Source organism: Paraburkholderia sp. CNPSo 3076, from assembly GCF_026343935.1.
Lineage (GTDB): Bacteria > Pseudomonadota > Gammaproteobacteria > Burkholderiales > Burkholderiaceae > Paraburkholderia > Paraburkholderia nodosa.
This window is the reverse complement of sequence record NZ_JAPMAL010000026.1, coordinates 57,250-78,992: the sequence shown is the minus strand read 5'-3', so window position 1 is coordinate 78,992 and position 21,743 is coordinate 57,250. Positions and strand designations below refer to the sequence as shown.

At 65.8% G+C, this 21,743-nt stretch carries 20 protein-coding genes; 8 read left to right on the top strand and 12 right to left on the bottom strand.

The features are described from left to right. Positions 1-112: 112 nt before the first annotated feature. The 3 genes from lptF to M3A49_RS27830 are packed head-to-tail and all read left to right on the top strand — an operon-like array spanning position 113 to position 2,797. Positions 113-1,213 (top strand): LPS export ABC transporter permease LptF, encoded by a 1,101-nt coding sequence (gene lptF / locus M3A49_RS27840; RefSeq protein WP_254355961.1) that lies wholly within the window; start codon positions 113-115, stop codon positions 1,211-1,213. A 15-nt stretch (positions 1,214-1,228) separates the two neighbouring features. After that, complete coding sequence (gene lptG, locus M3A49_RS27835) at positions 1,229-2,377, top strand: LPS export ABC transporter permease LptG (protein WP_254355960.1); 1,149 nt, start codon at positions 1,229-1,231, stop codon at positions 2,375-2,377. Between the two features lie 42 nt (positions 2,378-2,419). Beyond that, positions 2,420-2,797 carry a sirohydrochlorin chelatase gene (locus M3A49_RS27830; protein WP_266231902.1) on the top strand — a complete coding sequence of 126 codons (378 nt, stop codon included), beginning with the start codon at positions 2,420-2,422 and terminating at the stop codon, positions 2,795-2,797. A 75-nt stretch (positions 2,798-2,872) separates the two neighbouring features. Here the strand turns inward: M3A49_RS27830 and cobA are convergent, their stop codons facing one another. From cobA to M3A49_RS27800, 6 genes are all read right to left on the bottom strand, one after another. Next, positions 2,873-3,646 (bottom strand): uroporphyrinogen-III C-methyltransferase, encoded by a 774-nt coding sequence (cobA, locus tag M3A49_RS27825; RefSeq protein ID WP_266231901.1) that lies wholly within the window; start codon positions 3,644-3,646, stop codon positions 2,873-2,875. 53 nt (positions 3,647-3,699) lie between these two features. Further along, positions 3,700-5,016, bottom strand: a complete 1,317-nt coding sequence (locus M3A49_RS27820; protein WP_266231900.1) for a sulfate adenylyltransferase subunit 1 — start codon at positions 5,014-5,016, stop codon at positions 3,700-3,702. Between the two features lie 25 nt (positions 5,017-5,041). Further along, positions 5,042-6,004: a sulfate adenylyltransferase subunit CysD gene (gene cysD, locus M3A49_RS27815; protein WP_028207775.1), complete on the bottom strand. Its 963-nt coding sequence runs from the start codon at positions 6,002-6,004 to the stop codon at positions 5,042-5,044. 99 nt (positions 6,005-6,103) lie between these two features. Beyond that, positions 6,104-6,871 (bottom strand): phosphoadenylyl-sulfate reductase, encoded by a 768-nt coding sequence (locus M3A49_RS27810; RefSeq protein ID WP_266231899.1) that lies wholly within the window; start codon positions 6,869-6,871, stop codon positions 6,104-6,106. Beyond that, complete coding sequence (locus tag M3A49_RS27805) at positions 6,868-7,413, bottom strand: DUF934 domain-containing protein (protein WP_266231898.1); 546 nt, start codon at positions 7,411-7,413, stop codon at positions 6,868-6,870. The genes M3A49_RS27810 and M3A49_RS27805 overlap by 4 nt, the downstream gene beginning before the upstream one ends. 43 nt (positions 7,414-7,456) lie before the next feature. Beyond that, a complete protein-coding gene (locus tag M3A49_RS27800) occupies positions 7,457-9,127 on the bottom strand; it encodes a nitrite/sulfite reductase (protein WP_266231897.1) in 1,671 nt (556 codons plus the stop codon). Positions 9,128-9,375: 248 nt separating this feature from the next. Here M3A49_RS27800 and M3A49_RS27795 point away from each other — a divergent pair, with 248 nt between their 5' ends. After that, positions 9,376-10,317: a CysB family HTH-type transcriptional regulator gene (locus tag M3A49_RS27795; protein ID WP_254355953.1), complete on the top strand. Its 942-nt coding sequence runs from the start codon at positions 9,376-9,378 to the stop codon at positions 10,315-10,317. Between the two features lie 130 nt (positions 10,318-10,447). After that, complete coding sequence (locus M3A49_RS27790) at positions 10,448-11,614, top strand: ABC transporter substrate-binding protein (RefSeq protein WP_266231896.1); 1,167 nt, start codon at positions 10,448-10,450, stop codon at positions 11,612-11,614. A 31-nt stretch (positions 11,615-11,645) separates the two neighbouring features. Here the strand turns inward: M3A49_RS27790 and M3A49_RS27785 are convergent, their stop codons facing one another. The 6 genes from M3A49_RS27785 to M3A49_RS27760 all read right to left on the bottom strand — a co-directional run bounded on the left by M3A49_RS27785 (position 11,646) and on the right by M3A49_RS27760 (position 18,621). After that, positions 11,646-12,794 (bottom strand): Gfo/Idh/MocA family protein, encoded by a 1,149-nt coding sequence (locus M3A49_RS27785; RefSeq protein ID WP_266231895.1) that lies wholly within the window; start codon positions 12,792-12,794, stop codon positions 11,646-11,648. Between the two features lie 25 nt (positions 12,795-12,819). Further along, positions 12,820-13,869 (bottom strand): sugar phosphate isomerase/epimerase family protein, encoded by a 1,050-nt coding sequence (locus tag M3A49_RS27780; RefSeq protein ID WP_266231894.1) that lies wholly within the window; start codon positions 13,867-13,869, stop codon positions 12,820-12,822. 14 nt (positions 13,870-13,883) lie between these two features. Then, on the bottom strand, positions 13,884-14,852 hold the full coding sequence (locus tag M3A49_RS27775) for a substrate-binding domain-containing protein (protein ID WP_266231893.1): 969 nt from the start codon (positions 14,850-14,852) through the stop codon (positions 13,884-13,886). A 101-nt stretch (positions 14,853-14,953) separates the two neighbouring features. Next, a complete protein-coding gene (locus tag M3A49_RS27770) occupies positions 14,954-15,976 on the bottom strand; it encodes an ABC transporter permease (protein WP_266231892.1) in 1,023 nt (340 codons plus the stop codon). Next, on the bottom strand, positions 15,957-17,444 hold the full coding sequence (locus tag M3A49_RS27765; RefSeq protein WP_266231891.1) for a sugar ABC transporter ATP-binding protein: 1,488 nt from the start codon (positions 17,442-17,444) through the stop codon (positions 15,957-15,959). Before M3A49_RS27765 ends, M3A49_RS27770 begins: the two co-directional genes overlap by 20 nt. 112 nt (positions 17,445-17,556) lie before the next feature. Next, complete coding sequence (locus M3A49_RS27760) at positions 17,557-18,621, bottom strand: LacI family DNA-binding transcriptional regulator (RefSeq protein WP_266231890.1); 1,065 nt, start codon at positions 18,619-18,621, stop codon at positions 17,557-17,559. 279 nt (positions 18,622-18,900) lie between these two features. Between M3A49_RS27760 and M3A49_RS27755 the strand changes: the two genes are divergently transcribed. The 3 genes from M3A49_RS27755 to urtA all read left to right on the top strand — a co-directional run bounded on the left by M3A49_RS27755 (position 18,901) and on the right by urtA (position 21,676). After that, positions 18,901-19,554 (top strand): protein-L-isoaspartate O-methyltransferase family protein, encoded by a 654-nt coding sequence (locus M3A49_RS27755; RefSeq protein ID WP_266231889.1) that lies wholly within the window; start codon positions 18,901-18,903, stop codon positions 19,552-19,554. Between the two features lie 72 nt (positions 19,555-19,626). Continuing rightward, positions 19,627-19,950, top strand: a complete 324-nt coding sequence (locus tag M3A49_RS27750; protein ID WP_266231888.1) for a rhodanese-like domain-containing protein — start codon at positions 19,627-19,629, stop codon at positions 19,948-19,950. 421 nt (positions 19,951-20,371) lie between these two features. Continuing rightward, positions 20,372-21,676 carry an urea ABC transporter substrate-binding protein gene (gene urtA, locus M3A49_RS27745; protein ID WP_254355941.1) on the top strand — a complete coding sequence of 435 codons (1,305 nt, stop codon included), beginning with the start codon at positions 20,372-20,374 and terminating at the stop codon, positions 21,674-21,676. Positions 21,677-21,743: the final 67 nt, after the last annotated feature.

The window sequence follows — 21,743 nt, the reverse complement described above, 5'->3', positions numbered from 1 at the left end:
CAGGGCTTAGGATGAAAGCCGCAATTATCCGCTATTTTTCCCGCGGCGGCTCCTGGGCGGTTGCGCGAACTGCGCGCCTCCCGGCATGGTCCGCCCGCCCTGCCCATCAAGAATGATCTTCGAACGTTCCCTGCAGCGCGAACTCGCGTACACGGCCGGCGCCGTGTTCATGGTTCTGCTCACGATCATGCTGACGACGATGATGATCCGCATCGTCGGCTTCGCCGCGTCCGGTCAGATCGACCCGCGCGACGTGCTGGTGCTGATCGGACTCACCGTGATCGGCTACATGGCCGTCATGCTCATCGTCACGCTGTTCGTGTCGATCCTGTTCGTCCTCACGCGCTGGTACAAGGATTCCGAAATGGTCGTGTGGCTCTCCTCCGGGGTAAGCCTCACGCGCCTGATCAAACCGGTCGCCACCTTTGCCGCGCCGATCATCCTGCTCATCGTGTTCTTCGCGTTCATCGGCTGGCCGTGGTCGAATGCGCAAAGCAAACTGATTCGCGCGCGCTTCCAGCAGCGCGATGAAGTGTCGCTGCTGGCGCCTGGCCAGTTCCGCGAATCGCCCACCACGCACCGCGTATTCTTCATCGAGAGCATGAGCCCCGACCAGGGCCGCGTGGAGAACGTGTTCGTCACGAGCACGGAAAACGGCAAGGTGAGCGTGATCGTCTCGAAGACGGGCCACACCGAAACCATGAAGAGCGGCGAGCGCTTCGTCGTGCTCGAAAACGGCCGCCGCTACGACGGCGAGCCCGGCCACCCGGACTTCCGCATCAGCGAGTTCCAGCGTTACGGCGTGAAGATCACGAGCCAGCCGCTGGTGAACACGCCTTCGGCGAGCACGACGTCCACGCCGGGCCTCCTGCGCCATCCGACCAACGACAACCTGGGCGAACTCGCCTGGCGCGCCGGCCTGCCGCTCATCGCGATCAACCTGATGCTGCTCGGCATTCCGCTTGCCTACCAGAACCCGCGCCGCAGCCGCACGATCAACCTCGTGATGGCAGTGCTGATCTATCTCACCTATTCGAACCTGCTCAACGTCGTGCAATCGCAGATCGAGCAAGGCAAGATGGCCTTCGGCGTCGGCCTCGTCCTGCTGCACGCCGTGGTGCTCGCGCTCGTCGTGTTCATCTTCTGGATACGCGTGCGCAACCGGCCGCTCTTCACACGTGCGATGTTCCGGCGCGCCTCTCCTGGCAACTGAGAGGGAAACTGAACAATGCGCATCTACGAAAAATACTTCGCTCGCCAGGTCTACCTGTCGTTCATCTTCATCCTGTTCGCCTTCTCCGGCCTGTTCTTCTTCTTCGACCTCATCAACGAGCTGAACTCGGTCGGCCACGGCAACTACAAATTCCAGTACGCGGTGCTGCGCGTGGCGCTCCAGGCGCCATCGCGGCTCTACGAGATCATCCCGGTCGCAGCGCTCATCGCCGCGATCTACGTGTTCGCGCAAATGGCCGCGAATTCCGAGTACACGATCTTTCGCGTGTCGGGCCTCGCCACCAACCAGGCGCTGCGCTCGCTGCTCAAGATCGGCGTGCCGCTCGTGCTGCTCACCTACCTGATCGGCGAAGTCGTCGGCCCTTACACCGACCAGCTCTCCGAGCGCGTACGTCTCGAGGCGTTGGGCTCGGCGGTGTCGAGCAACTTCCAGTCGGGTGTGTGGGTGAAGGACACGCTCACCGCGCGCGCCGACGGCGAGCAGGTCACGCGTTTCGTGAACGTCGGCGAGCTGCTGCCCGACGCGACCATCACGAACGTGCGCATCTACGAATTCGATTCGCAGTTCCGGCTTTCCAACGTGCGCCTCGCGAAGAGCGGCACGTTCCAGCCGCCGGGCCACTGGCTGCTCAAGGACGTGACCGATACGCAACTGATCGGCGTGCCGCCGCCGCAGAACCAGCCGGTCGATGCGCTCAATCCGGTCTATCGCGCACAGCAGACCTCCGCGCCCGAATACTCGCTGCGCTCGGAGCTCACGCCGAACATTCTCTCGGTGCTGCTCGTTTCGCCCGACCGGATGTCGATGTTCAACCTGTTCCGCTACATCCAGCATCTGACCGAGAACCATCAGGACGCGCAGCGCTACCAGATTGCGTTCTGGCGCAAGCTGCTCTACCCGTTCGCCGTGTTCGTGATGCTCGTGCTCTCGCTGCCGTTCGCGTATCTGCATACGCGCGCCGGCGTGGTCGGCATGAAGGTGTTCGGCGGGATCATGCTCGGCATGAGCTTCCAGCTCGTCAACACGCTGTTCTCGCACGTGGGTACACTAAACACCTGGCCCGCGCCGCTCACGGCGGCGACACCGGGGCTCATCTATCTCGCGGTCGGGCTGATCGGGCTCAAATGGGTCGACCGGCATTGATGCCGGAAGCGTTCGGCCGCTAATTCGCACAGGCTCGCAAGCATGGGCACGCACGGCATGATTCTCTTCGGCCACGGCGCGCGCGACGCGCGCTGGCAAGAGCCGTTTCAGCGCCTGGCCACGAGGCTCGCCGCCTCGCGCGGCGATGCGGGTCCGGTCGGTCTCGCCTTTCTCGAACTCATGACGCCGAGCCTGCCCGATGCGATCGCCGGGCAGGCTGCGGCGGGCTGCGACACGATCACGGTCGTGCCCGTGTTCTTTGGCCAGGGCGGCCACGTGCGCCGCGATCTGCCCGCGCTGATCGCGCAATGCCAGAGCGAGCATCCGGGTGTGCGCCTGCGCTGTGTGGGCGCGGTCGGCGAGGACGATGCGGTGCTCGATGCGATCGTGCGCTACTGCATCGAAAACGATCGCGACTAAAACCGCTTACGCATAAAAAACGGGCTCGCTTTTCAGCGAGCCCGTTTTGCTTTGCTGGCCTTGTTTTCGCGGCGCTTATGCCGCGGCGCGACGGCCTCGATGGTCGTCCTGCGCATCATCCTCGCGTTGCGCCTGCCCTGAGCGTTCGGCGAACGCATCGCCGATCATGAGCAGGCTTGGCTGCGCCGGGTCGAGCCACTCCTGCGCCTCACCCGCTGCGAGACCGGCCAGCGTCAGCGTCAGCGTGCGCTCGCGCGCGGTGCTGCAAGCTTCGACGATCGCCACCGGCGTGGCGCCCGCGCGGCCCGCCTCGATCAGCTGGCGCGCGATCTCGGGCGCGCTGTCGCGGCCCATGTAGAACACGAGTGAATCGGCGTTGACCTGCTCGCGAATCTCCTCGCTGCCCGCCGCGCGCGAATACGTCGCAAGCGCGACACTGCGCGCCACGCCGCGCAGCGTGAGCGAGCGTTGCAGCGTCGCCGCGCTCGCCAGCGCCGCGGTAATGCCCGGCACGACTTCGAACTCGATGCCAGCCGCTTCGAGCGCGCGCATCTCCTCGTCGGCTCGGCCGAACAGCATCGGGTCGCCGCCCTTCAGGCGCACGACCACGGCGTGCTCGCGCGCCGCATCGACAAGTTGCTTGTTGATGAAGTGCTGCGCCGTGGAGCGCTGCCCGCAGCGCTTGCCGACCGCGATGAACTTCGCGGTTGGCGGCGCGTACCCGAGCATGGCCGGCTCGACGAGCGCGTCGTGCAGCACGACGTCGGCGCTCGCGAGCAGCCGTGCGCCGCGTACCGTGATGAGGTCCGCTGCGCCCGGTCCCGCGCCGATCAGATATACCTTGCCCATATGCTTCGAATCCATTGTTGCGGCCGCGCGCGGCCGCAACCTCGCGCAATGCCTTACGCCGAGAACGCGCGGATCATGCCCGCGGCCACCGTGTGATGCGTCGCCTCGTCGATCAGCACGAATGCGCCGGTGCCAGGATTGGCATCATACAGGTCGCAGACGAGCGGCTTCTGCAGCGAGAGCGCCACGCGGCCGATATCGTTCATCGCGAGTTCGTGGCGGTCGGTGGCGTGCGAGAGCGTGTGCACGTCGAGCACCTGCTTGACCGCGCCGATCTTCGCGAACACCGTGCTCGTGGTCTGCTTGAGCAGGTACTTGCGCTGCTGCGAGAGCGGCTCTTCGTCGAACCAGCAGAGGTCCGCTTCGAGCTTCTTCGCGGGTTGCGCAGCATCGGCCGCGGGCACGAAGGTGTCGCCGCGCGAGACGTCCACGTCTTCCGAAAGACGGATCGTGACGGTCTGGCCCGCGAACGCGCGATCCACCTGCCCCGTACCGCCCGGCACCGGCGCGATGATTTCGGCCACCGTTGCGCTGCGGCCAGCCGGCAGCACCGAAATGGCGTCGCCAAGCTTCACTTCGCCCGCTTCGACACGGCCCATGTAACCGCGGAAGTCGTCGGCGCTGGAACCGTCCTGGCGCGCGACCCACTGCACCGGGAAGCGCAGCGCTTCGCCCGTCGCTTGCGCGACCGGCAGCTGTTCGAGCACGTCGAGCAGCGGCTCGCCCGCATACCACGGCATACGCTCGCTCGCGGCGACGATGTTGTCGCCCTTGAGCGCCGAAACCGGCACGAAGCGCACGTCATTGAGGCCAAGCTGGCGCGCGAGCGCGACATAGGCGTCGCGGATCAGGTCGAACGTCGCTTCGCTGTAATCGACCAGATCCATCTTGTTGATCGCGACGATCACGTGCTGCAGGCCCAGCAGCTTGACGATGGCGCTGTGGCGCTTGGTCTGCGGCAGCAGTTGCGTGACACCGTTCTCGACCGTCACGCGCGTCGGGTCGATCAGGATGATCGCGGCGTGCGCTGTCGAAGCGCCCGTGACCATGTTGCGCGTGTACTGCTCGTGGCCCGGCGTGTCGGCGATGATGAACTTGCGCTTGGCCGTGGCGAAGTAACGGTACGCCACGTCGATCGTGATGCCCTGCTCGCGCTCGGCTTCGAGGCCGTCGGTGAGCAGCGACAGGTCGATCTCGTCGCCCACCGTGCGCTTGTTCTTCGCACGCGAAAGCGCCGAGAGCTGGTCGCTCAGAACAGCCTTGCTGTCGTACAGCAGGCGGCCGATCAGCGTGCTCTTGCCGTCGTCCACGCTGCCCGCCGTGATGAAGCGCAGCACGCCGAGGTCTTCAGGTTGATGCGTCGTAACCATGTCTAATCTTTCCTCTGCGTGCTCTTTAGAAATAACCTTGCTTCTTGCGCTGTTCCATCGCGGCTTCCGACGCCTGGTCGTCCATGCGCGTCGCACCGCGTTCCGTGATCTCGGTCACGGCCGTTTCAGCGATGATCTTCTCGACGTTGTCGGCATCGCTCGCCACCGGGCACGTGCAGCTGATGTCGCCCACGGTGCGAAAACGCACCTGCGCCATTTCGCTGACTTCGCCTTCCTTCATCGGCGTGAGCGGCGTGACCGGCACGAGCAGGCCGTTGCGGCGTACGATCTCGCGCTGGTGCGCGTAGTAGATCGACGGCAGTTCGAGCTTCTCGCGCTCGATGTATTGCCACACGTCCAGTTCCGTCCAGTTCGAGATCGGGAACACGCGCAGGTGCTCGCCCTTGTGCAGGCGCGCGTTGTACAGGCTCCAGAGTTCCGGGCGCTGCGCCTTCGGGTCCCACTGGCCGAATTCGTCGCGGAACGAGAAGATGCGCTCCTTCGCGCGGGCCTTCTCTTCGTCGCGGCGTGCACCACCGATCATCGCGGTGTAGCCGTATTGCTCGATGGTTTCCAGCAGCGTGACCGCTTGCGCGGCGTTGCGCGAATCGGTTTCGCGGCGCAGGCGCACGGTGCCGCGCTTGATCGAATCTTCCACGTGACCGACCACGAGTTCCGCGCCGATTTCGGCTGCGCGGCGATCGCGGAAGTCGATCACTTCCTCGTAGTTGTGGCCCGTGTCGATGTGCACGAGCGGGAACGGCAGCGCGGTCTTGCGGTTCGCGCCGAGGCCGAACGCCTTGAGTGCGAGCGCCAGCACGACGACCGAGTCCTTGCCGCCCGAGAACAGCAGCGCAGGCTTGCTGCATTCGGCGACGAGTTCACGCAGGATGTGGATCGACTCGGCTTCGAGCCAGTCGAGATGGTCCATGCGGTTCGCCGTGACCTGGAGCGGTGCGTTCACTGCTGAGTCGAGCGTGGTGCTCATGTTCGGATCCTTCGTTTATTCGCGCCCTTTTTACGGGGCGCGCAGTACTCGGTGTTCGGTAGCGCGCCGGTCTTCACGACGGCGCGACAAACTTGAATCTTAGTTCGCCTGGCCGATTGGCGACACTTCGGACGACACTTCGACGACCGGAATGGCCGACACGGACGTGATGTGCAAGCCACATTCCTTCGTGTCGCGCGATTCCCACCACCAGCGGCCCGCGCGGCTGTCTTCGCCGGGACGGATCGCGCGCGTGCAGGGCTCGCAGCCGATGCTCGGGTAGCCGCGGGCGTGCAGCGGGTTCACCGGCACCTCGAAGGCGCGCAGGTAGGCCCACACATCGGCTTCGGTCCAGTCGGCGAGCGGATTGAATTTGTCGATGTTGCGCGCTTCGTCGCGTTCTTCCTCGTGCAACTCCGCGCGCGTGACCGACTGCTCGCGGCGCTGGCCCGTGACCCAGGCGGAAACGTTTGAGAGCGCACGGTTCAGCGGCTCGACCTTGCGGATTTCGCAGCAGCGCTTGCGCAGATCGACGCTCTCGTAGAACGCATTCAGGCCGTGCTGGGCGACGTATTCGTCCACCGCGTCCTGTTGCGGATGAAACTGCTCGATCTCGTAGCCGTAGCGCTCGCGCACCACGTCGATCATGCCGAGCGTTTCGGCGTGCAGGCGGCCCGTGTTCAGCGAGAAGACGCCGATTTTCACAGCGCGCGAAAGAATCGCGTGCGTGAGCAGCATGTCTTCCGCTGCGAGGCTGCTGGCCAGCTTCACGTTGGCGTGACGCGCCGCGATCGAATCGAGCAGCGCGTCGAGGCGCTCGATCTTCGCCTGCAGGTCAGCCGTGATTTCGTTCGCGACGGTGCTCATGCTGCCGAACCTGGTTGCGCTTGTTGAGCCAGACGGCGGCGGAACAGCGGCGACGGTTCGTCGAAGGCGCCCTGGTATTGCACCGTGAACTCGGTGAACGCCTTGAGCGCGTCGTGGATGTCCTTGTCGGCGCGCACGGCGAACGCATCGAAGCCGCAGCGTTCGTGAAAGCGCAGCTGGTCGCGCAGCACGTCGCCGATCGCGCGCAGTTCGCCCTTGTAGCCATAGCGCTCGCGCAACAGACGGCCGATCGAAAAGCCGCGGCCATCGCGGAACACGGGAAAGTCCACGCCGATCAGCGCGAGCTTGTCGAAATCGCCGGCGATATCGGCCGGTTCGCTATCCGGCGCGAGCCACACGCCGAGTTCGTCCTTGCCGCGCGCAGCGACCAGCGCATCGCGCTGCGCTTGCCAGTAGGCGAGCGGCACCAGCACCTTGCCGGCGGGCAGCGCGGCGACCTCGGGCAATGCGCCGTCTTCGGCCGCACGCACGACTTGCCAGTTGTCTTCAACGATCTCGCGTTTTTTGATGATCAATGCCATTGCTCGAATCTCGTAGTCTCGTTGCGTACTTCAGTTGCGTACGTTAAGCGTGGGCCGGCTGGCGCGATGCGTACACGCGCTCCTTGAACGGCGCGATGCCGAGGCGGTCGTACGTGTCGATGAAGCGCTCGCCGTCGATGCGCAGTTCGACGAACGTGTCGACCACCTTCTGGATCACGTCGGGCATCTCTTCCGCCGAGAACGACGGTCCGATCACGCGGCCAAGGCGCGCGCCGTTGCCCTGCTCGCCGCCGAGCGACACCTGGTACCACTCCGAGCCGTCCTTATCCACGCCCAGAATGCCGATGTTGCCGACGTGGTGGTGACCGCACGAGTTCATGCAACCCGAGATATTGAGCGACAGGTCGCCCAGGTCGTAGACGAAATCGAGGTTGTCGAAACGCTCCTGAATGGCCAGCGCGATGGGGATCGACTTCGCATTGGCGAGCGAGCAGAAGTCGCCGCCCGGGCACGCGATGATGTCGGTCAACAGGCCGATGTTCGCGGTCGCGAAACCTTGCGCCTTGGCCTTTTCCCACAGCGCGAACAGGTCGTGCTTCTTGACGTCGGCGAGAATCAGGTTCTGCTCGTGCGAGACGCGGATCTGGCCGAACGAGTATTCGTCGGCCCAGTCGGCCACGGCTTCCATCTGCGCGTCGGTGGCGTCGCCCGGCGCGATGTTGCGCGGCTTGAGCGAGAGCGTGACCGACGAATAGCCCGGCACGCGGTGCGGGCGCACGTTGCGCTCGACCCAGCGCGCGAACGCACGGTTTTCCAGCAGATGCTTTTCGTACGTCGTATCCGTATCGGCGATCTTTTCATACGCCGGCGGCACGAAGGACTGCGAGACGCGATCGAGTTCTTCCTGCGTGAGCGTCGAGGGGCCGTCTTTCAGGTGCTGCCACTCTTCTTCGACCTGCTCGGCGAACTTCGCCGGCGAGAGCGCCTTCACGAGGATCTTGATGCGCGCCTTGTACATGTTGTCGCGGCGGCCGTAGCGGTTGTACACGCGCAGCACGGCTTCGCAGTAGGTCAGCAGGTGCTGCCACGGCAGGTCGCGCTTGATGATGGCGCCGACGATCGGCGTACGGCCGAGGCCACCGCCCGCGAGGATGCTCGCGACGATTTCGCCCTTCTCGTTACGCTCGAGGTAGACGCCCAGATCGTGGATCTGCACGGCGGCGCGGTCTTCCTTCGTGCCGGAAACGGCGATCTTGAACTTGCGCGGCAGCCACGCGAATTCCGGGTGGAACGTCGACCACTGGCGCAGGATTTCGGCCCACGGGCGCGGATCGACGATCTCGTCGGGCGCGACGCCCGCGAACTGGTCGGCGGTGATGTTGCGAATGCAGTTGCCCGACGTCTGGATGCCGTGCATCTGCACGGAGGCCAGCTTGCGCAGGATTTCCGGCGTGTCTTCGAGCTTGATCCAGTTGTACTGGATGTTCGAGCGCGTCGAGAAGTGGCCGTAGCCGCGGTCGTGCTCGCGCGCGATCGTGCCGAGCATGCGGAGCTGGTCGCTGCGCAGATTGCCGTACGGAATCGCGATGCGGTGCATGTAGGCGTGACGCTGGTAGTACAGGCCGTTTTGCAGACGCAGCGGACGGAACTCTTCTTCGCTCAATTCGCCCGACAGGCGGCGGCGGACCTGGTCGCTGTATTGCGCGACGCGTTCGTCGACGATGGTCTGGTCGTACTGATCGTATTGGTACATTCGGGGACCCCAGGGTTTGGTTCAATCGCGGCGTTCCGGTTACGCCGCGCTCCGATTTCTCGACTTCGCTCTTTCCGCTCTGTCCTGCCTCTCGCGAGGCGGCCGCGCCTTCAACCGCGCCGGTCATTTGCTAATGACCAAAACAGATATCCATATTGGAAAAGTTGGAGGAATGGTAATAAACTCGCCTTATATTTCAAACGACTCAAAAATCAGGTCGATATGCAAACAGGTTATAAGGGTTATCTATGAACCTGCACCAGTTCCGCTTCGTGCGTGAGGCGGTACGCCAGAACTTCAACCTCACGGAAGCGGCCAAGGCACTGTATACAAGCCAGCCGGGCGTCTCGAAGGCGATCATCGAGCTGGAAGACGAGCTTGGAGTCGAAATCTTTACGCGCCACGGCAAGCGCGTGCGCTCGCTCACGGAGCCGGGCCGGATCATCCTCGCCTCGGTGGAGCGCATTCTGCAGGAAGTGGAGAGCCTCAAGCGCGTGGGCAAGGACTACGCGGCGCAGGATCAGGGCAACCTCACCATCGCCGCCACGCACACGCAGGCGCGCTATTCGCTGCCCGCCGCCATCGCCGAGTTCAAGCGGCGCTTTCCGAAGGTGCACCTCTCGATCCTGCAAGGCAGCCCCACCCAGGTCGCGGAAATGGTGCTCCATGACCAGGCCGATCTGTGCATCGCGACCGAGGCCATCTCCGGCTACAAGGAACTGGTGTCGCTGCCCTGCTTCACGTGGCATCACGTGGCGGTGATGCTGCCCGACCACCCGCTGCTCGAGCGCAAGCCGCTTTCGCTCGACGATCTGGCCCAGTATCCGTTGATCACCTACGACAATGCGTTCGCCGGGCGTACCAAGATCAACGACGCGTTCCGCCTGCGCGCGCTCTCGCCCGACATCGTGCTGGAAGCCATCGACGCCGACGTGATCAAAACCTATGTGGAGCTGGGCCTGGGCGTCGGGATCATGGCCGACATCGCCTTCAACGCCGAGCGCGACCGGCACCTGCGCGCGTTGCCCGTGGGGCATCTGTTCGGCAGCAACGTCACGCGCGTCGCACTCAAGCAGGGCGCTTACCTGCGCAGCTATGTGTATACGCTCGTCGAGCTGCTTTCGCCGAGCCTGAATCGCAAGCTCATCGAGCAGGCGCTCAAGGGCGAACACGAGACTTACGAGCTGTAGCGCCTCACGCCGGTGCCGGAACAAAAATCAGACAAAATCCGCATTACAACAACATCACTTCTCGCCAGCTCTGCATGGGGTCAGAGTAAGGCGCTGAAGCGCCAACTCTGATCGACAGGAGACCCAACGGATGAAGCTGTCCACGCTTTTGCGCCCGCTCGCCGCGGCTGTCGCCCTTGCCGCCGCCACGTTCGCCCCGGCCGCCCACGCCGACATCAAGGTAGGCATCGACCTCTCGAGCACGGGGCCCGCTGCCGTCATCGGCATCACGAGCAAGAACGCCATGCTGATGTGGCCCGAGACGATTGCGGGCCAGAAGGCCGACTACATCGTGCTCGACGACGGCTCGGACCCGGGCGCCGCCGTGCGCAACATCCACAAGCTCATCAACGAAGATCACGTGGACGTGATCGTCGGGCCGAATATCACGCCGGCGGCGCTCGCGGCACTCGACCCGGTGGCGGAAAGCAAGACGCCGATGATCACGCTGGTCGGCTCGGGCTCGGTGGTCGAGCCGCAGCAGGGCGCGCGCGTGTGGGCCTTCAAGATGGCGCAGACCGATGCCGCGATGGCCGACGTCATGACGCGCTATATGGCCGCGCACGGCGTGAAAAGCGTGGGCTTCATCGGTTTCGCGGACAGCTACGGCGACAGCTGGCTCAACGAATTCACGAAGTACGCGAAGGAACGCAACATCCAGATCGTGGCGACCGAGCGCTACAACCGCACCGACGCCAGCGTGACGGGCCAGATTCTCAAGCTGATGGCGGCCAGACCGGACGCCATGCTGATCGCTGGCGCAGGCACGCCGACCGTGCTGCCGCAACGCACGTTGATCGAGCGCGGCTACAAGGGGCCGATCTACCAGACGCACGGCATCGCCACGCCTGAATTCATCAAGCTGGGCGGCAAGGACGTGGAAGGCACCCTGTTCCCGACCCAGCCGGTGGTGGTGGCGCGCACGCTGCCGGCCGACCAGCCGGCGCAAAAGGCGGCGCTCGCCTTCGTCGATGCCTACGAGGCGAAGTACGGCCCGGGCACGGTCACGCAATTCGCAGGCGACGCGGCTGGCGTGTACCCGCGCCTGCAAGACGCGGTCGCGCGCGCGCTCAAGACCGCACAGCCGGGCACTGAAGCGTTCCGCGTGGCGTTGCGCAGCGAACTGGAGCACGCGCACGAAGTGGTCGTGCCCAACGGCATGGTGAACACGAGCCCGACGGACCACGTGGGCCTCGACCAGCGCGCGAGCGTGATGGGCACGGTACGCGGGGGCAAGTTCGTGTATCTGGGGCAGTAAGCCTCTTCGCTCAATTCATCCGAATGGCCAATCACGGCCGCACGATGCTGCGCCAGGCACCGCCCGCCGCGCTGCTTGCCAGCACGGCGTCGATAAAGCGCAGTCCCTCCACGCCGTCGTCGACCGTCGTCAGCAGCCGGCTTGCGCTCGGCGCGGCCTCGCCGGCGTCGCGCGCCAGGATCTGCGCGGCGGCGTCGCGATAGAGCTGCGCGAACGCCTCCAGATAGCCTTCCGGATGCCCCGGCGGCACGCGCGTCGCGTGCCGTGCGGCGGCCCCCGTCACGCGCCCGCGCGTAAGCCGCTGCGCCTCGCCGCCCTGCGGCGTGAACCACAGCAGATTAGGCTCCTCCTGATCGAACGCGAGGCTCGCCTTCGTGCCATACACGCGCAGCCGCAACGCGTTCTCCGCGCCGCTCGCCACCTGGCTTGCCCACAGCATGCCGCGCGCGCCATTGGCGTAGCGCAGCATGGCCTGCACGTGGTCGTCCACGCGGCGTCCGGGCACGAAGGTATGCACTTCTGCCGCGAGCGATTCGGGCACGAGCGCGCTCACGAACGCCGCCAGCTGATACGCATGCGTGCCGATGTCGCCCAGACACCCTGCCGGCCCCGCGAGCGCCGGATCGGTGCGCCACGATGCCTGGCGGTTCGCGCCGCTGCTCTCGACGGGATTGGCGAGCCAGTCCTGCGCGTACTCGACCTGCACGATGCGCACCTCGCCGATCTCACCCGCCTCCACCAGTTCGCGCGCATGCCGCGCGAGTGGATAGCCCGAATACGTATGCGTGAGCGCGAACACGAGATTCGCGTCGCGTGCGTGTTGCGCGAGCGCTTCGCCCTCGGCGAGCGAAACCGCGAGCGGCTTGTCGCAGATCACGTGAATGCCCGCCTCCATGAATGCATGCGCCACCGGCGCGTGCAGATGGTTCGGCGTGACGATGGCCACCGCGTCGATGCCATCCTCGCGCGCGCCTTCCACGCTCGCCATCTCGCGCCAGTGGGCGTAGCTTCGCGCGAGGCCGAGCGCCTCGGCGCTCGACTGCGCGCGCGCCGCATCGGACGACAGTGCGCCCGCGACGAGTTCGAAACCATCGTCGAGACGCGCCGCGATGCGATGCACGGCGCCGATGAACGCCCCCTCGCCGCCGCCGACCATCCCGAGCCTGAGTCTTCGAGTCATTGCGTAGCTCCTCAGAGAATCGCGTTCAGAGGCCCAGCACGCCCCTCACCTGCGTCGCATCGACGCCGCTGCCCGCGAAGTCGTCGAACGCGTGCCCGGCCACGCGGATGATGTGCCGCTTGATGAAGTCCGCGCCTTCGCGCGCGCCGTCGTGCGGATGCTTGAGGGCGCACTCCCATTCGAGCACCGCCCAGCCCGGATAGTCGTACTGCGTGAGCTTCGAGAAGATCGCGCCGAAGTCGATCTGCCCGTCGCCGAGCGAGCGAAAGCGCCCCGCGCGCTCCACCCAACCGCTATAGCCGCCGTACACACCTTGTTTGCCCGTGGGGCGGAATTCGGCGTCCTTCACGTGAAAGGCCTTGATGCGCGCGTGATAGATGTCGATGAACGCGAGGTAATCGAGCTGCTGCAGCACGAAGTGGCTCGGGTCGTAGAGGATGTTCGCGCGCGGATGATCGCCCACTGCCGCAAGAAAGCGCTCGAAGGTCACGCCATCGTGCAGATCCTCGCCCGGGTGCAGTTCGTAGCAAACGTCGACACCCGCTGCATCGAACGCGTCGAGAATCGGCCGCCAGCGGCGCGCGAGTTCATCGAAGGCGGCTTCGACGAGACCCGCCGGCCGCTGCGGCCACGGATAGAAGTACGGCCACGCCAGCGCGCCCGAAAACGTCACGTGCGCGGCAAGCCCCAGATTCTTCGAGGCGCGCGCGGCCAGCATCAACTGCTCGACGGCCCACGCTGTGCGCGCTTCGCGATCGCCGCGCAGCTGCGGCGGCGCGAAGCCGTCGAACAGCGTGTCGTAGGCGGGATGCACGGCCACGAGCTGCCCTTGCAGATGCGTGGAAAGCTCGGTGATCGTCACCCCCGCGTCGTCGGCCTGCTGGCGCAGGTCGTCGCAGTACGCCACGCTCGACGCGGCCTGCGCGAGATCGACGAGGCGCGCATCCGTGGGCACCTGGATGCCCTTGTAGCCGAGCTGGGCCGCCCAGCCGGCCATGTGCGCGAAACAGTCGAACGGCGCGTCGTCGCCGAGAAACTGCGCGAGGAATATCGCTGGGCCTTTGATTGTCTTCATCGCAAGCCCCGTCCTCAGAACGGCGAATCGGGGAAGTAGAACTGCTTCGCGTTCTCCTTCGTGATCAGCACCGAAGGGATGATCGTGGTGGGCGGCAGCGACTTGCCCTGCAAACGCGCTTCGGCCGTGAGCTTGATCGCGTCGTAGATAAACTTCGGCGAGTACGACACATCGGCCTTGATGAGCGGGTCGCCGTCCATCACGCGCTTGACCATTTCCTTCGACCCCGCACCGCCGAACACAATCTTGATGTCGTTGCGCTTGGCCTGGTCGATTGCCTTGAGGACTCCCACGGCCATGTCGTCGTCGGCGGCCCAGACGGCGTCGATGTGCTTGAAGCGCGTGAGGTAGTCCTGCATCGTGCGGAATGCGTCGTCGCGGTTCCAGTTCGCGTATTTTGCGTCGAGGATCTTGATGCCGGGATCGCCCTTGAGCACCGACGTGAACGCGGTCCAGCGCTCGTTGTCGAGCGTGGTGGGAATGCCGCGCAGCGCGACGATATCGCCCTTGCCGCCCAGCTGCTTCGCAAGGTATTCGGCGGGGATTTTGCCGAACGCCGTGTTGTCGCCGGCCACATAGGCATCCTGCGCGCTCGTGTCGGTCAGGCCACGATCGACCACCGTCACGTACACGCCCTGCTTCTTCACCTGGGCGACCGGCTGCGTGAGCGAAGCCGATTCATACGGGAAGATCACGAGCGCGTTGATCTTGTTGACGGTCACGAGGTCCTGCAACTGGTTCGCCTGATCGGGCGCGTTCGCCGCCGTCTTGACGATGATCTTGAGGTCCGGGTGCGCCTTTTCGAGGTCCTTCTTCGCCTCGTTCGCCCACCACACGATGCCGCCCGTGAAGCCATGGTCGGCCGTGGGAATCGCCACGCCCAGCGTGACCTTGTCGTCGGCGCGCGCCGCGCCCGCACCGAACGTCGCCGCTACGCCAAGCGCCAGCGCGCCCGCACACATCGTTCGAATCGTCTTCTTCATGATGCCGTCTCCTATCGTGCGGGCCAGCGCCCGTTCTTGCGTTGAGTTTTCGCTGCCTCCTCCGACTTCCCCACCGCCCTGCCAGATCTGCTTCGATATCCTTACCGTCTGCCGCGCTGCAAGAAGGCCACCGCAATGATTGCCACGCCCTGCACCGCCGCATTCAGATACACGCTGATGATGCTCGTGAGATTGAGAATATTGGCGATGACCGAGAGCAGCACCGCGCCCACCACGGTGCCCGCCACGCGCCCTTCGCCGCCCTTGAGCGCCGTGCCGCCCACCACCACGGCGGCGATCGCCTCCAGTTCCCACAGCAAACCGGTGGTCGGCGTGGCGGAGCCCAGGCGCGGCACATAGAGCACGGTCGCCACGCCCACGCACACGCCCAGCAGCACGTAGGTTGCGCACTTCACGCGATCGACGCGGATCGCCGCATAGCGCGCGACCTGCTCGTTCGAGCCGATCGCCTGCACGTGCCGACCGAACGCTGTGCGGTTGAGAATGAGCGCGCCGCCCGCCGCCGAGAGCGCGAACACCCACACGGGCACCGGAATGCCAAAGAGGCTCGCGTAATAGACCGGCCCGTAGAAGTCGACGAGATTGTTCTGCAGCGTGAGCGCGCCGCCATCGGCCAGCCAGGTGAGCACCGAGCGGAAGATGCCGAGCGTGCCGAGCGTGACGATGAAAGGCTCGATGCGCCCGCGCGTGATCAGCAAGCCATGCGCAAGGCCGAACACCGCGCCGAGCACGAGCGCGATCGCCATGCCGATCGCGACGATGGCCAGGGGCGCAAACGCATGTTCGGTCGCGGCCAGCGTGTTCATCACCCAGATCATCACGCCCGCGATGAGCGCGGCCATCGAGCCGACCGAAAGATCGATGCCGCCCGAAATGATCACGAACGTCATGCCCACGGAAATGATGCCGATGAACGAGGTGCGCGTGAGCACGTTGAGCAGGTTGCCGGCGGTGGCGAAATCGCGGTTGAGCAGCGTGCCGAGCACGCACAGCAGGATCAGGCCGATGAGCGGCCCGACGCCCGCGAGCCGGTGCACGAATCGCGCCGCGGCCGAGCGCGCGCCACGGCCTTCGGACGCCGCGTCAGTGGGTGCCGGTTGCATGAGCGATCAGCTCCTCTTCGTTCAGATGTTCGTGCCCGAGCGTGGCGACGAGCCGGCCCGCGCGCATCACGGCCACGCGATGCGCGAGCCCGATCAGCTCGACCAGCTCGGAGGAGATCACGACGACCGCGCGCCCCGAGGCCGCGAGGCGCTGGATCAGGAAATAGATGTCGCGCTTCGCGCCCACGTCCACGCCGCGCGTGGGCTCATCGAGCACGATCACGCGTGGGTCGGGCTGCAGGAACTTGGCGAGCGCGAGCTTCTGCTGGTTGCCGCCCGAGAGCATGCGCGCGCGGCTGTCGAGGTCGCCGGTGCGGATGCCGAATTCGCGCACCGCTTTTTCCAGCGCGCGGCGGGCCGCCCTGAGGTCGAGCAGCGGATGGCCGTAGCGCTCGAGCGTCATGAGCGTGAGGTTGTCCTGCAGCGTGAGGTTCATGTGCAGGCCGCGGCCCTTGCGGTCTTCGCTCAGGTACGTGAGGCCGTGGCGCATCGCGTCGCGCGGGTGGCGCAGCGTCACGGCGCGGCCGTCGATCTCGATCTCGCCCGCATGCTTGTGGCGCAGGCCCACGATCGCCTCGAACGCCTCGCTGCGCCCCGCGCCCACGAGACCCGCGAAGCCGAGAATCTCGCCCGCGCGTACCTCGAAGCTCAGATCCTCGACCCAGCCCGCCACGGCGAGATTCGTCACGCGCAGCGCGACGGGGGCAATCTCGGGCGCTTCGCTCTTCTCCGGAAACATGTCGGAGACGTCGCGGCCCACCATGAGGTTCGCCATCTGCTGGCGCGCAAGACCCGCCGTCGCGCTCGCGGCCACGAAGCGGCCGTCGCGCATCACGACCACGTCGTCGGTGATCTTCTCCACCTCGTCGAGCTTGTGCGAGATGTAGACGAGCGTCGTGCCCGCGGCGCGCAGCTTCGTCATCAGCGCGAAAAGGCGCGCGGTTTCGGCGGGCGTGAGCGTGGCCGTGGGCTCGTCCATGATAAGCAGGCGCGCGTGCCGCGAGAGCGCCTTGGCGATCTCCACGAGCTGTTTCTCGGCGACGATCAGGTCGCGCACCTTCACGTCCGGGTCGCGCGAAAGCCCCACCTGCGCGAGCAGTTCGCGCGCTTCGCGGCGCATGGCGGTGTCGTCGACGAGCCAGCCTTTGCGCTTCTCGTGGCCGAGGAAGATGTTCTGCGCGATCGTCAGGTGCTCGGCCAGATTGAACTCCTGGTGGATCAGCACGATGCCGGCGGCTTCGGCCTCGCGCGAGCCTTCGAAGCAGCGCGCCACGCCGTCCACGAGCATCTCGCCCGCGCTCGCGTTTTCGTAGCCCGCGAGGATCTTCATGAGCGTGGACTTGCCCGCGCCGTTCTCGCCCAGCAGCCCGTGAATGCGCCCCGGCGCGAGCTCGAAGCTCACGCCGTACAGCACGCGCACGGGACCGAAGTCCTTGCGGATGTCGTTGAACTTCACGGCGACGCTCATGCGCGTGCGCTCCTCCAGTGGCCTTGTCGGCGGGCTCCGGCGGGCGGCTTGCGCCACCCGCCATCACGCCGCTGGTCTCCCCTGCTATGTGTTCGCTTGCGTTTTTTTGGCTTCACCCGCTCTCACGCACCACCAGCCGATGCGGCAGCAGCACGCCCGGCACGCTCGCGCGCGGGTCGGCGAAACGCCGCAGCAACAGGCGCGCAGCGGTCTCGCCCAGTTCCCGCATGGGCTGCGCGATCGTCGTGAGCGGCGGGTCGATCTGCGCGGCGAGCGCGATATCGTCGAAGCCGACCACGGCGACGTCGTGCGGCACGCGCCGCCCCGCGCCGCGCAGGCCGTTGACCACGCCCACCGCGAGCGTGTCCGACACCGCGAAGATCGCGTCGGGCGCGTCGCCCGCCGGCAACTGCATGAGCGCGGCGGCGGCCTGCGCGCCCGCCTCGTAGTCAAGGCAGTTCACGTTCACGCGCCAGGCGTCGCGCAGCGCGATGCCCGCTTCGCCGAGCGCATCGCGCCAGCCGTCGCGGCGCTGCTGTGCGTAGAGGTAGTGCTCGTCGGAGTTGATGAGCGCGACACGTCGCCGCCCCCGCGCGATCAGATGCCGCACCGCGTCGTGCGCGGCCCGGTAGTTGTCGATGCCCACATACGGCACGCCCACGTCCGGGTCGAACTCGCAGCAGGCCACCCACGGCAGCGCCGTCGATTCGGCGGCCAGCGCGTGCTGCACCGTTGCCGGGTCGAGACAGATCGCCCCGTCCGCGCGATGGCGGCGCAGCAGGTCAAAGTAGCTGCGCTCGCGCCCGGCGTCGGCGCCCGTGTCGCACAGCAGCAAGAAAAAGCCGTGCTGGCGCGCAACGCTGTCGATGCCGCGCACGATCTCCGCGTAAAACGGGTTGCCGAAGTCGGGCACCATCGTCAGGAGCAGGCGGCTTTCGGCGGTGCGCAGGTTGCGCGCGAGTTCGTTCACGCGGTAGCCGCTCGTCTCGATCTCGGCGAGCACGCGCTCGCGGGTCGCGGCGCGCACGTTCGCATGGCCGTTGAGCACGCGCGAGACCGTCGCAACCGAGACGCCCGCGCGCTGCGCCACCGCCGCGATCGAGCCCCCGCGCGCGGCGGTGTCGGCGCTGGCATCTTCGTCCTGCGGCTGCGGTGATCGGGACGAGCGGGCGGACATGGGCGAAGGCGATCGTGACCGGTTCGGAAACCTGCGGCGGCGGCGTGAGCCGTTCGGACGCGTCAAAATGTAATCGATTACATTTTTGGTACGAGAACCGCAAAACCGCAAGGCGCACGAAGCCAGGACAAACACCGATCCGTCAATGCCCCCGGAACCCCCTCCCGCTGCCGTCGGCGCGGCCAGGCCAGAGCCGGTTTGCTACAATTCTCCGATTGCCCGACGCCCTTTTTGCCGGGCTTCGATCCGAACCGATCCCGACCACAACGCCGAGTCACCATGAACATCGAACAAGCGCGTTTCAACATGATCGAACAGCAGATTCGCCCCTGGGAAGTGCTCGACCAGGACGTGCTGAACCTGCTCTCGATCGTCAAGCGTGAGCATTTCGTCCCCGAGGTCTACACCGCCCTCGCGTTCGCCGACCTCGAAGTGCCGCTGCCGAACGGCCAGCACATGATGGCGCCGCGCGTCGAAGCGCGCGTGCTGCAGGAACTCGCGGTGAAGAAGCATGAGAGCGTGCTGGAAATCGGCGCGGGCTCCGGCTACATGGCGGCGCTGCTTGCGCACCGGGCGCAGAAGGTGCTGAGCGTGGAGATCGACACGGAACTCGCCGAATTCGCGCGCGCGAACTTCGTCAAGAACGGTGTGCTGAACGCCGAAGTCGTGCTCGGCGACGGCGCACGCGGCTGGGCCGCGAATGCGCCGTACGACGTGATCTGCGTCTCGGGCGGCCTGCCGGTCGTGCCGCAGGAACTGCTCGAGCAGCTCAAGGTGGGCGGGCGTCTGGCCGCTTTCGTGGGCGGCGCGCCGGTCATGGAAGCGCAGATCATCACGCGCATCGACGAAAAGCAGTTCCGCATTGCCGGCGTGTTCGAGACTTACGTCGAGCCGCTGCAGAACGCCGTGCATCCGCCGCGCTTCAAGTTCTAAGGCGCTGCCAACCTGCCGCATCGCCGGGTTCCATGCACGGCAGCCCGGCTTACTTACCCGATTGAGTGTTCCATGCAGAATCTGACCGCCCCCGCCCTCGCCGAATGGCTTGCCGATACCTCGCGCGAGACTCCCGTACTGCTCGACGTGCGCGAGCCGTGGGAAATCGAAACGGCAAAGATCGCCGGCAGCACGTCGATCCCCATGCGCGAGATCCCCGCGCGCAGCGAGGAACTGGACGACGAGGCGCAGATCGTCTGCATTTGCCACCACGGCGCACGCAGCGCCCAGGTGGCGATGTTCCTCGAGTCGCGCGGCTACACGAAGGTGTTCAACCTGCAAGGCGGCATCGACGCCTGGTCGCGTCAGGTCGACCCCAAGGTGCCGACGTACTAAGCAGGCGCACGCCAGCTTAACGAAAAGGCGCGAAAGGGCGCGGCTCAGGCCGCGCCCTTTGTCATTTCTGGGCCGCTCGCTGCGGTCCACGGCGTGCAGCACCCGCACGCCCCTCATGCACAACGATGCAGCGCGCCCTGCCGCACCGTTCGTCCCGCTTCATGCATGCGCGCACTGAGACGATGCAACGCGCCCGAACATGCATCTCGCTGCACCACAATCGCCCGCCCATTGTGTGGCCACCGATGCGTCCCGCATCGCCGCGCGCCTGATGGGGCAAGCCTGGCGCTTTCCCTTCGCGCTGGCACAACGCTTGCAGAAGGGTGTGCGCAAGACACGCCACACACACCGGGCGGCGCGCAAGACGACAAACGACCACGCGCCACGGCCCACGACTCACTCACGGACAAGAGGCACAACAATGAAACGTCGCAGTCTGTTGAAACTCGGGACGATGTCGGGCGCACTCGCGGCTGCGGGGCGCATGCCGTTCGCGCACGCGGACACCGGCAGCGGGCCGATCAAGGTCGGCATCCTGCATTCGCTCTCGGGCACGATGGCCATTTCGGAGACCTCACTGAAAGACACCGCGTTGATGACGATCGCCGACATCAACAAGAACGGCGGCGTGATGGGGCGTCAGATCCAGCCCGTGGTGGTCGATCCGGCCTCGAACTGGCCGCTCTTCGCCGAAAAGGCGCGCCAGCTCCTCACGCAGGACAAGGTGGCCTGCGTATTCGGCTGCTGGACCTCGGTGTCGCGCAAGTCGGTGCTGCCGGTGTTCGAGGAACTCAACGGCCTGCTCTACTACCCCGTGCAATACGAAGGGGAAGAGATGTCGCGCAACGTGTTCTACACGGGCGCGGCGCCCAACCAGCAGGCCATTCCCGCGGTGCAATACCTGATGAGCGCCGAAGGCGGCGGCGCGAAGCGCTTCTTCCTGCTCGGCACCGACTATGTGTATCCGCGCACGACCAACAAGATCCTGCGGTCCTTTCTGCACTCGAAGGGCGTGAAGGACAGCGATATTCAGGAGGTCTACACGCCGTTCGGTCATAGCGACTATCAGACCATCGTCGCGAACATCAAGACGTTCTCGCAAGGCGGCAAGACCACCGTCGTGTCGACCATCAACGGCGACTCGAACGTGCCGTTCTACAAGGAGCTCGGCAACCAGGGCATCAAGGCGACCGACGTGCCGGTGGTCGCGTTCTCCGTGGGCGAGGAAGAGCTGCGCGGCATCGACACGAAGCCGCTCGTGGGGCACCTCGCGGCGTGGAACTACTTCATGTCGGTGAAAGGCCCGAACAACACGAAGTTCAAGGAGCAGTTCGAAGCCTGGGTGCAGGCGAACAACCTGCCCGGCGGCAGCAAACGCGTGACCAACGACCCGATGGAAGCGACCTTCGTAGGCATCCATATGTGGAAGCAGGCCGTGGAAAAGGCGAAGAGCACCGACGTCGACAAGGTGCGCGTGGCCATGATCGGCCAGACCGTGGCGGCGCCCTCGGGCTTCACGCTCACGATGGACGGCAACCATCACCTCCACAAGCCGGTCATGATCGGCGAGATTCGCGGCGACGGCCAGTTCAACGTGGTGTGGAAAACGAAGACCGCCGTGCGCGCGCAGCCGTGGAGCCCGTTCATCGCCGGCAACGAAGGCAAGCCGGATGTGGTCTCCTCGAACGCGCTGCCTGCCTTCCTGCGCCGCTCGCGCGTGGCCTGACGTTGTCTTCGCGAGCGCTGCGCCGCAAGGTAGCGCGCTCGCGTGCCCTGTCTACGGGCCGCGGCGT